This window comes from Roseibium sp. RKSG952, assembly GCF_009711355.1.
On record NZ_SMMF01000921.1, the window covers coordinates 12980 to 14202 of the forward strand.

At 56.6% G+C, this 1223-nt stretch carries 2 protein-coding genes; both read left to right on the forward strand.

The features are described 5' to 3' along the window. Positions 1-121 precede the first annotated feature (121 nt). Complete coding sequence (rpsU, locus tag E1297_RS21465) at positions 122-328, forward strand: 30S ribosomal protein S21 (protein WP_005614280.1); 207 nt, start codon at positions 122-124, stop codon at positions 326-328. Positions 329-622: 294 nt separating this feature from the next. Then, positions 623-1223: CAP domain-containing protein (locus tag E1297_RS21470; protein WP_196223379.1), on the forward strand; the 601-nt coding region annotated here is incomplete at its 3' end.

Here is a 1223-nt window from a genome sequence, read left to right on the forward strand (position 1 = left end):
CACGGTCATGGCGGTTCTCCGGTGTTCGGGCCCAGTACTAGACAAGTTAGGTGCGCTTTGCTATACGGCCAACTCCTGCAATTTCCTTGCAACTCGAATCTAGAAAGGTGGTGACAACCACATGCAGGTTAGTGTTCGCGACAACAATGTCGATCAGGCGCTTCGTGCCCTGAAGAAAAAGCTGCAGCGCGAAGGCGTGTTCCGTGAAATGAAGCTCAAGCAACATTTCGAGAAGCCGTCCGAGAAAAAAGCGCGCGAGAAAGCTGAAGCGATCCGCCGTGCCCGTAAACTGGCACGCAAGAAAGCCCAGCGCGAAGGTCTGCTCTAAGACTTTCCTCGTCCAGCTTTGGATGACACTATTTGACGACCCCCGAGGCATCGCCCGGGGGTTTGTCGTTTCCGGGGTCGGATACATTTCGCCGACTCGGCTCGTGCGCCAAGCGGCAACCAGCCATTTACCCCTCAGCAACATTTTGCCCGGCATCTTACAGCGCAGCGAATCTCGCGCTGGTAGCACCGCCTCGCCAAAACTCGCCTTCTGGAAATCCCTGTCTATGAACCCAGCACCCGGCCTTTGTAACTGGCGGCGTCTGCAAAGACACAACACCAAACGGAGGCAAAAATGTCGACTGCAAGTAGTATCGAACGAGAAATGCTGGCACTGATTAATCAGGAGCGCACATCCCGCGGACTGGAGCCGCTGCAACTGGAAACACGCCTGAATGAATCATCCGAGGATCACAGCGAATGGATGCTGGCCACGGACACGTTCAGCCACACTGGTTCGGGTGGTTCCACCGCAACCCAGCGGATGGAAATGGCCGGCTTCGATTTTTCAGGCAGCTGGAGATCGGGCGAGAACATCGCGTGGCAATCCGAGCGCGGTGCACCCGGCATCAGTGACGATGTCCAACAGCTTCACCAGAACCTGATGAACAGCCCCGGTCACCGGGCCAACATCCTGAACCCGGATTTCAAATACATCGGTATCGGCGTTGAAACCGGCGACATGCAAGGGTTTGACGCTGTAATGGTCACCCAGAACTTTGCCACAACCGATGCAGCGGTCATGCTGGACAATGGCGGCACCACCCCACCTACCCCCACACCGCCAGTTGAAGAAACCCCGCAGCCAGAAGAACCGGTAGCCGAAGTACCTCAGCCCGAAGAACCCGTAACCGAAACGCCGGATACTGATGTCACCGAAACCGAGGAACCGGAAG